Origin of the sequence: Dulcicalothrix desertica PCC 7102 (assembly GCF_003991905.1) — a bacterium.
Classification (GTDB): domain Bacteria; phylum Cyanobacteriota; class Cyanobacteriia; order Cyanobacteriales; family Nostocaceae; genus Dulcicalothrix; species Dulcicalothrix desertica.
The window spans coordinates 1-6,885 of the sequence record NZ_RSCL01000081.1 but is presented as its reverse complement, the minus strand read 5'-3'; the positions used below and the strand labels follow the sequence as shown (position 1 = coordinate 6,885).

Genomic DNA, 6,885 nt, shown 5'->3' with positions numbered 1-6,885 from the left:
CAGCGTGTAAAATTTAACTCTAACGTCTCTTATTAACTTTTCGTTACATAGTTAGGAATTTTGGCGCCGACTTACTTAGCGCAGATAAAACTGTCAAGCTATGGAATAAAGATGGCAATTTTATCAAGAGTATTGACGGGCATCAAGACACAGTTAATAGTGTTGATTTTAGCCCAGATGGCAAAATGATTGCTACTGCTAGTTGGGACACAAATGCCAAACTTTGGAACCAAGAAGGTGAATTAATTAAAACTCTTTCCGGGCACCAAGATGGAGTTCATAGTATCAGCTTTAGCCCAGATGGTAAAATAATTGCTACTGCTAGCGAAGATAAAACTGTTAGACTTTGGACAAATAAGGGTGAATTAATGACTACTTTGATAGGTCATGAAGCTGGAGTTTTCCGAGTCAGATTTAGCCCAGATAGCAAGATTGTAGCCACAGCTAGCAAGGACTATAATGTTAAGCTTTGGAGTATAGATGGTAAAGAATTAAAAACTTATCGAGGACATAATGATTTAGTTTTGGGTCTCAATTTTATTCCTAATAGTCATACCCTTGCTTCTGCCGATCGTATGGGAAGATTAATTTTTTGGAATTTAGATTTAGATTATGAAGGATTACAAACCTACGGCTGTCATTGGGTACGTGATTATTTAAAAAATAATCCTAATCTTAACAATCAAGATAAGAAAATCTGTGATGGAATGGTAAGGATGTGAGGAGTTTTTAATTTCAGCATAAGGTTCAGCCTTTTTACTGGTGTTATGGGTTCGGCTGTTCGATCTGGGGCATTAGTATATGTGTGCCCTTTACCAGATATACTTGCAATCAGGAAGCTGGTATAAACTGAAAATTACTAATAATAACCTCTACCTCTTGTAAATCAGTTGGTGGTTGACCTTGAAACAACCAAAGGTTCATATGTACTCTCAAAGGCTGCTGAGGTATCCTCTTAAGACTATCATCAGGCTGGTAAGTCCAAGCGTCTATTTGATGTTCATTATTGTTGGTGTGACCGTGAAGACTTTGAAAGTCAACCTTTTTACTAGACCAATTGAATCGATGTGTTGTGTAATTTCCGTTTAGAGAAAAACTGAAGTTATGCCAATCTCTCTTTAGTCCGGGAACACTAGGCCAAACAACAAAATTACCATTTGGATTCTCAGAACTACCCCACCTTGCTACTTCAATATCTATTTCATTCGTTTCTTCTTGATTTGGAGCCACAAATTCAGGATAATTGAATAATCCCAGTACGATATTTGGGTCAAACTGGTCTATGCGACCAATTACGTAAAATTGGTACTTTCCAAATCCCAAATTCATTGTTGTGTAAACTTCGGCACAGTACCACTTTCCATCTTGTTGAGTAATCTTAAGGTGTAAACCATCTTTGTCAATCCAGACATTATCGCTGCTCCAATTGTTTGGACCAGGGCCAACTGTTACATTATCTTTCACCTGCCACTCATAGCCTGAAAAATTAATAATTTTTGTGTCATCCATTTTTGTTCCTCATTCGGAGATTGTAACGTTTTACGTTTGTTACTCATGAAGTATACCTACCATAATACCAGCACCGACAAAGAAATCAAAACCCTTACTGGGCATACAACAGACGTTAATGGTGTCACTTCTTATTTATTGGCAAGACTTTTTAGCATAAGTACTTATAATAATATACTAGATAGTCTTAGTAAGTACCAATTGCTAGTAAACAGCGAAGGTAGATAATCCCTGTGTTGAACTTAAATGTTTCTATAAGTACAAAAAAATCAAAATTTTGGTTTATAAAAGACTTGTGAATATAAAAAACGTGGCGCCACTACTCTTGTATGCGGTTGTTGCTCAACTTCTAATTACAATTACATATTGTAACTGTAAGTATAAGATGAGCAATTATGTAAGCACAAGTTGAGCAATATATTCCTTCAAACCCTATATTCTCGTAGAGCCTAAAAGTAGAAATGGAGGTTTTGAAACTATAAGTTGAGCGAACATTATATTTAGAAACTATAAGTTGAGCAAATATTTCCTACACGCGCGCTTATAGATGTATGGTGTTGTGCTGATATAAACAGTCGGAAAGGCTTGTACTCTAAGGAAGAGGGCTATATTTTCGTTTTGTAAGCATAAACCCTCGCGAGTCATTTTGTAGGCATAAAGTGAGTTATCTGAAAACCAGATTAGCGAAAAATGCCTAGATGCCTTTGTTTGTAAGCGTTTTCCTATGAGCTTATAAGCTTATACATAGTTTTGAATCCAAAGCTTTCTGTGCGAGTATCAGTGGTAATTCGTCTGTTCTTATAAGCTTATAGTCTTATAATGAAACGCTTACAAACAAGGGTATATAGCCATTTTTGCTTTATACGCTAAAACAAGTTGCTCAACTTATGCTTACAGTTACACATATACTACAGCACTACAACATAAAATAAGTATCCCTTATCTTTTATACGGTATTAACTACGATTAAAATTACGTGGTAAAATTCAAGGGCGGTTTTGGGGACTTTTATTTATAGTTCCCAGCAAGGGTAGGCAGGATGCCTGCTCCACAAGAGGGACATATGAAGGTTGAGTCTGTTAGTATTAGAGACTTTAAGCGCTTTGAGCGTTTGGAGGTGTCGTTTAAAAATCAAACTCTCGATACTGTTAGTAATCGTTTCCTGTTACTGGGTGATAACGGTACTGGGAAAACTACGCTGTTGCAAGCTATTGCGCTTCCTTTGGCTTTGGCTACTAAACAAATTGGGCGAGTTACTGATTTTGATTGGTTGGGGTTTCTTCCTGGTCGCTACCAACGTTGGGGGGCGCCGCTTATTGAAATCGAAGTATTATTTACCTCGGAGGAAATAGCTACTACTCGCGCGTTGTTCCATAGATGGGCTGCTACTCAATCGGAACGTGCTTTGGTTGAACCTGGTGATAATAAGCGCGTTCGGCTTGTTCTTGATGGTGAACGCTGTTATGCTGCCTCGGATGCCCAATATTTTCAGTTTGCTGGACGTTATTACGCGCGCAGTTTGTTGGAGACTGACCCTGCAGTACGTTCTGAGTTTTATAAGCTGCCTGGTATTTTTTGGTTTGACCAGTTCCGTAATTTAGGTGTGACTCCACAAAGAGAAGAGAACGGCGCCAGCCCAGCAAGTGCAAGTAAATCTACTAGTGGAAGAGTATCTTTTGAGGTGGGTGTGGCGAGGTTACGTAAATATTTGAATGGGTGGAAGTTTGCTCAACTTACTCGGACTTCAACTGTTGATTATTTGACGCAATTAGAAAATTTATATACTAAGATTTTTACCGAACGCTCGTTTGCTGGTGTGGAACCAATGCCTGGTGTGGATTCTCCTACACCTGAAGATTACTATTTTTTAATTAGTGACGGGCGCCGTAATTACGATATTGTGGAGATGTCAGCCGGGGAACAGTCGGTGTTTCCTATACTTTACGAGTTTGTGCGTCAGCAGATAGCTTACTCAGTTGTATTAATTGATGAAATTGACCTAAATCTTCATCCACCAGCAGCACAGTTATTAATAAAGCAGCTTCCTAAACTTTGTTCAACTTGCCAGTTTATTGTGACAACTCATAGTGATGCTGTTAGCGATGTGATTGGTGAGGATGATACTTACCGATTGGCTGGGGGTTCGCTGTGCCTGTAAATATTTTATATTGTGAGGGCGTTGCTAAAAGTCCAGATGTGCGAGTTATCGGCGCCATCATTCCCCCTGGTTGTATAGTACGACCTATTGGCAGTAAGCAAGGTTTAGCCCAACGAATACTTGGCGCCAGGGATGTGCGGACTGGTTCAACTGTAGCAGGACTGAGAGACCGTGACTTTGATAATGATGATAATCAACCAACTGCAACACCCCGTGATTGGTATATTACAGAAGCTGGTACGCGCGTTGCTTTGGGTTGGTATTGGGAAAGAAAAGAGATTGAAAATTATTTGATTGACCCTAAAGTTGTTAAAAAAGCATTGGGTAGTGATGCTCCACCTATGGAAGAGTACCGCGTGGCACTTACCGCTTCTGCTCAAAAAATAGGCGCCTATACTGCTGCCAGAATTACGCTATCACTTTACCTCTCACATCGTCCATCACCACCTTACAATTCATGGGGAGATGAGAGAGATAAGAAAGAGGGTTATCGCTTCCCAAAGGACAAGGGACTTACAGAAGTTAATTGCAAAGCTGAACTCAACAGCATTATTAGGCAATATGAACAGAGACTTGCCTCGCCTAAAAAGAATCCTATAGAAGAGTTTGAGCGATTATTACCTACTTGTTGTCAGGGAGGCAGTCGGTTTGTAAATCAAAATTATATGACTTTTTTCGCAGGTAAAGATTTGCTTTATGGAATGCGAGACGAACTTTCTAGATTTGGTTTTGATACTCCGGTTGTTTTTCGTGAGCGCATCCTCAAAGGCATTGAGGAAACGGCAGAGGATGTATGGACATGGTTACCTGAGTGGCAACGGTTACGAGATTTTATCAGCACAGTAGAGTTGTAGAATATGCCTAAACCTTTTAGTAATAAATGTTTGTTGTGTTCTCAGCTTTCCACTACGCAAGCAAAAATAGTGCATGGTTCTGATGGTGATAATTGCTGGGATGCTAAACACTGTCATAACCGCCGTTCGTTTTATCGGCACCGCGCTCAACATAATGATGAAGGTATTGATACGATAAGCATTGAACCGCCAGCTAATTATTTTGCTGTACTGTATTTGTATAAGGCGCCTGGTGATAAACCGTTACATGCTCTTGGCGCCGAGTTATGGTATGGACAAAAGGCGATTTGTCGGTTGGAACCTATTCATTGCTTTGGGTTGACCGCTGGTAAAATTAAGGCTTATACCGAACAGGTATTAAAGGCTTTTTCTCAAAAGTACAATTGTACTGTCTTTCAATATAAGGAAATGTTCGAGATTAACCCATCAAAGTGTCCAATTTCTGAATGTCCATTACGCCCAGATGTGTAGCTATGGCAGAGTTTCAGCAGTTAACTATTTGGGATATCTTGGATGAGTTATCGTCGGCGCCACCCGATGCTACGCTTGATGTAGTTTGGGAATGTCTTGATTCGGAGTTGCCATTGTTGACTATTGAGCAACAGTTGTCAGCTGCTAGTTTAGCGTTTGTGCAAATTGCCGATATTCTCAAAGCGCGCTCGTTGTTGCTTTTGGAAGAAACGCGCGATAGTAATAGTGACTTGGGACCTGTTGTTGATAGTGATTTTTTTGCAGGTTTGGTGCGGATGTCGATGCACCTTGACTTGGATGACTTGAAAGAAGCACCTATTCCCCAAACGTTTCAACCTCATGGCGCCCATAATTATCCTAATATGGGGAATGATTCAGTTGCGGCGCCTGTCGAGAAGGATAACGTTTTGGAAATGCTGCAAGCTGTCGAGAGTTGGGATGATATTCGTAATTTAGCAGGTAACGAAGATGTGGAAACTTGGCGGCAGAAGATTTTTGATTATATTGTGTGTAGAGAAGGCGCCGTTCGTTTGGTTGAACTTACGTGCGTTTTAGGGTTGGCACTTGTGGAAGTTTGGTTGGGTTTGCTGCTTGGAGATTTTAAGTTGGAGCAGCGTGGGGAGTTTTATGATGTTGATGAGGTCTTTGTGCAACGGATGTAACGGATGTAACGGATGGGTTATTTGTTACAAATGAGTAAGTATTTTTCCCACAGAGACCGAATTAATTCGGTCTGTACATACACAGAGAAGAGTCGCGCGCTGTTGAACCGCTCCAAGCCCACTTGCTCAAAATGCGGTAAAGTAGATTATGAAGTGTTACTAGGAAATGGTACAGGCAACTTTGGCGCCGTTACCAACTTTGACGTAGGAGATACTTCCAGATTTGTTGCTGCGGAGGACTTTAACAAAGATGGTAAACCTGATGAACGCAATGCCACACTCTTTTTCCAATAATGTCTCAGTACTACTCAATACCACTATGCCTCCTAATTATTACTTAACTTAAGTAACTTTGGTATGAAATACAACGGCACCCTATATCTCTCTGAAGAGGTGACAAAGGCACCGAATTACAAATCAACTACCAAATTATACAAAGCATCAATTACCGCTGGGTAGATAAGAACGCGCGCGGGCATTATTTTCTATAAGCCAGCAATTCTAACACTACCTATATAGTTTCTCCCAGAAGCGATAATCATTCTAATTCCAATTCCATTTGTATTGCTTCCTTAAATGGTTCACTTTTATTACTGCGTTTAGAAGTGGCGCCAGTACTTTTCTCACTCCTCTCTTGAGAGGTGTCAGCACTTTTCTTACTACGCTTAGAGGTGGCGCCAGTATTTTTCTCACGTTCCGCGCGGATGCGTTCGAGTAACACTGATGCGGGTTCGTCGTTGGGGTCTTGGGGAACTAAGGCGCCGCGAAATGCTTGGGCTAGTATAGTTTGGTCGAGTTGGTTAATGGCGCCGAAGGTTTGTTGATATTGTTGCGCGATGATGTCAGCGGTTTTGAATAAAAGTTGAATTTGGCGGACAACTTCTTTTTGTTCTTCAATTGATGGTAAAACAACAGGTGTGTTCATTACAACTTGTTGATTTATTTTTGGCATATTACCTGCCGTACCAGTTGCGTTTTTCCTAAAGTACAAACGAGTAGCTTTATTTGAAAGAGCGTAGTAAATAAATTCAGGCGTTGTTTTTTCTTCTATCACCTGAATTTTCATTATTAAATCAGGATAAATAAACTCTCCAAAAACACCATTATAAATGGCACAGGTTCCAACATAATCTAAAGTATTACTTCTTTGTATTAAACCCACATTCCGCACTTCAATTTGAAGTACAAAAGATTACAACCAAGAAAAAAGCAAAAATTCAGGATGACGAAG

9 protein-coding genes are annotated in these 6,885 nt (G+C 40.0%); 7 read left to right on the top strand and 2 right to left on the bottom strand.

What is annotated here, in order from left to right; genetic code table 11:
* Positions 1 to 47 precede the first annotated feature (47 nt).
* Entirely contained in the window at positions 48 to 722 is a 675-nt protein-coding gene (locus tag DSM106972_RS50720; protein WP_127087814.1) for a WD40 repeat domain-containing protein, read from the top strand.
* A gap of 109 nt (positions 723 to 831) precedes the next feature.
* Here DSM106972_RS50720 and DSM106972_RS50715 read toward each other — a convergent pair whose 3' ends face one another.
* Positions 832 to 1,509 (bottom strand): glycoside hydrolase family 16 protein, encoded by a 678-nt coding sequence (locus tag DSM106972_RS50715; protein WP_127087813.1) that lies wholly within the window; start codon positions 1,507 to 1,509, stop codon positions 832 to 834.
* A gap of 45 nt (positions 1,510 to 1,554) precedes the next feature.
* Here DSM106972_RS50715 and DSM106972_RS50710 point away from each other — a divergent pair, with 45 nt between their 5' ends.
* The 6 genes from DSM106972_RS50710 to DSM106972_RS50685 all read left to right on the top strand — a co-directional run bounded on the left by DSM106972_RS50710 (position 1,555) and on the right by DSM106972_RS50685 (position 5,948).
* Complete coding sequence (locus tag DSM106972_RS50710) at positions 1,555 to 1,737, top strand: hypothetical protein (protein ID WP_127087812.1); 183 nt, start codon at positions 1,555 to 1,557, stop codon at positions 1,735 to 1,737.
* A gap of 811 nt (positions 1,738 to 2,548) precedes the next feature.
* On the top strand, positions 2,549 to 3,667 hold the full coding sequence (locus DSM106972_RS50705; RefSeq protein WP_170213662.1) for an AAA family ATPase: 1,119 nt from the start codon (positions 2,549 to 2,551) through the stop codon (positions 3,665 to 3,667).
* The gene (locus tag DSM106972_RS50700; protein WP_127087811.1) at positions 3,658 to 4,521 is read left to right on the top strand and encodes a hypothetical protein; all 864 of its coding nucleotides are present in this window, start codon (positions 3,658 to 3,660) and stop codon (positions 4,519 to 4,521) included. The genes DSM106972_RS50705 and DSM106972_RS50700 overlap by 10 nt, the downstream gene beginning before the upstream one ends.
* A 3-nt stretch (positions 4,522 to 4,524) precedes the next feature.
* On the top strand, positions 4,525 to 4,992 hold the full coding sequence (locus DSM106972_RS50695; RefSeq protein ID WP_127087810.1) for a hypothetical protein: 468 nt from the start codon (positions 4,525 to 4,527) through the stop codon (positions 4,990 to 4,992).
* Between the two features lie 2 nt (positions 4,993 to 4,994).
* A complete protein-coding gene (locus DSM106972_RS50690) occupies positions 4,995 to 5,654 on the top strand; it encodes a hypothetical protein (protein ID WP_127087809.1) in 660 nt (219 codons plus the stop codon).
* Positions 5,655 to 5,684: 30 nt separating this feature from the next.
* The gene (locus DSM106972_RS50685) at positions 5,685 to 5,948 is read left to right on the top strand and encodes an FG-GAP repeat domain-containing protein (protein ID WP_127087808.1); all 264 of its coding nucleotides are present in this window, start codon (positions 5,685 to 5,687) and stop codon (positions 5,946 to 5,948) included.
* A gap of 244 nt (positions 5,949 to 6,192) precedes the next feature.
* On the opposite strand, the gene DSM106972_RS50680 is transcribed toward DSM106972_RS50685, so the two are convergent.
* The gene (locus tag DSM106972_RS50680) at positions 6,193 to 6,816 is read right to left on the bottom strand and encodes a restriction endonuclease subunit S (protein ID WP_158633045.1); all 624 of its coding nucleotides are present in this window, start codon (positions 6,814 to 6,816) and stop codon (positions 6,193 to 6,195) included.
* Positions 6,817 to 6,885 lie beyond the last annotated feature (69 nt).

What these genes read in the sequence shown, in the direction of transcription:
- DSM106972_RS50685 (WP_127087808.1), top strand. Translation starts at nt 5,685, where the DNA reads ATGAGTAAGTATTTTTCCCACAGAGACCGAATTAATTCGGTCTGTACA.
- DSM106972_RS50690 (WP_127087809.1), top strand. Translation starts at nt 4,995, where the DNA reads ATGGCAGAGTTTCAGCAGTTAACTATTTGGGATATCTTGGATGAGTTA.
- DSM106972_RS50705 (WP_170213662.1), top strand. Translation starts at nt 2,549, where the DNA reads ATGCCTGCTCCACAAGAGGGACATATGAAGGTTGAGTCTGTTAGTATT.
- DSM106972_RS50715 (WP_127087813.1), bottom strand. Translation starts at nt 1,509, where the DNA reads ATGGATGACACAAAAATTATTAATTTTTCAGGCTATGAGTGGCAGGTG.
- DSM106972_RS50695 (WP_127087810.1), top strand. Translation starts at nt 4,525, where the DNA reads ATGCCTAAACCTTTTAGTAATAAATGTTTGTTGTGTTCTCAGCTTTCC.
- DSM106972_RS50710 (WP_127087812.1), top strand. Translation starts at nt 1,555, where the DNA reads ATGAAGTATACCTACCATAATACCAGCACCGACAAAGAAATCAAAACC.